At 71.2% G+C, this 1,249-nt stretch carries 1 protein-coding gene and 1 pseudogene; both read left to right on the plus strand.

The genetic code is table 11. From position 1 onward, the window contains the following. Positions 1–1,001: DUF7544 domain-containing protein (locus AB8Z36_RS39385; RefSeq protein ID WP_369218166.1), on the plus strand; the 1,001-nt coding region annotated here is incomplete at its 5' end. A gap of 28 nt (positions 1,002–1,029) precedes the next feature. Next, positions 1,030–1,249, plus strand: a pseudogene (locus AB8Z36_RS39390) (DUF4129 domain-containing protein); the annotation flags it as partial.

Below are 1,249 nucleotides of genomic sequence, written 5' to 3' on the forward strand. Positions count from 1 at the left end.
GGCAGGGCCCCCCGCCCGCGGCCAAGGCCGGCGTCATCCCGCTCCGCCCGCTCGGCGTCGGCGAGATCCTCGACGGCGCGGTGTCCACCATGCGCGCCCACTGGCGCACGGTCCTCGGCATCTCCCTGACCGTCGCGGTCCTCACCGAGATCGTGGTCGTCCTCCTCCAGGGCTTCGTCCTCAACGACACCGCCGACACCGAGGCCCTCAACGACCCGAGCGCCACCGTCGGCGAACTCACCCGCGCCATGGGCGACACCCTGCTGAGCTCCGCCGTGGTCCTCGTGATCACCCTGCTCGGCACCATCGTCGCGACGGCCCTGCTCACGATGGTCACCAGCCGCGCGGTGCTCGGCAAGTCGGTCACCACCGCCGAGGCCTGGCGCGACTCGCGCCCCCAACTGGCCAAGCTCTTCGGCCTCACCCTGCTCATCCCGCTCATCGGCGCGGCCATCGTCACCGTCGGCGTGCTCCCCGGCGTCCTCGTCGCGTTCGGCTCCTCCGAGGCCGGGGCCGCACTCGCCGTCCTCGGTGGTCTGGCCGCGACCGTCGTCGCCGTCTGGATCGTGATCCGCTTCTCCCTCGCCTCTCCCGCGCTGATGCTGGAGAAGCAGGGCGTGAAGAAGTCCCTGTCCCGCTCGGTCAAGCTGGTCCGCGGCTCCTGGTGGCGCGTCTTCGGCATCCAGCTGCTGGCCGCCATCATCGCCAACATCGTGGCGTCGATCATCCTCATCCCGTTCACCTTCATCGCCGGAGCCCTCAGCGGCGACGGCGTCACGGGCTTCCTCAACAACACCGGTGACCTGGGCTGGACCTTCCTCATCGTGAGCGGCATCGGCTCGGTGGTCGGGTCCATGCTGACCTTCCCCATCACGGCGGGCGTCACCGTGCTCCTCTACATCGACCAGCGGATCCGCCGCGAGGCACTCGACCTCGAACTCGCCCGCGCGGCCGGCCTCCCCGAGCAGGCGACCAACCCGCCCGGCACCCCGGGGAGCTGATGCGGTGACCGCGGCGGGGGCAGTGCTCATACGGTTCGGAGCGGCACCGCTCCTGCCGCGGTCCGGCGACGATCCGCCGGTGACGATCCCGCGTGATCCCGCACGGGAAGCCGCCGAGCGAGAACTGTCCAAGCCGAGGTACCACGAGAACGATCCGAGCCTCCTCCAGCGCGCCCTGAACCGCTTCTGGGAGTGGATCGACGACCTGTTCTCCGCCGCCGCGGGGGCCACCCCCGGCGGCGGAGAAC

Origin of the sequence: Streptomyces flavofungini, from assembly GCF_041028215.1 — a bacterium.
GTDB lineage: Bacteria > Actinomycetota > Actinomycetes > Streptomycetales > Streptomycetaceae > Streptomyces > Streptomyces flavofungini_B.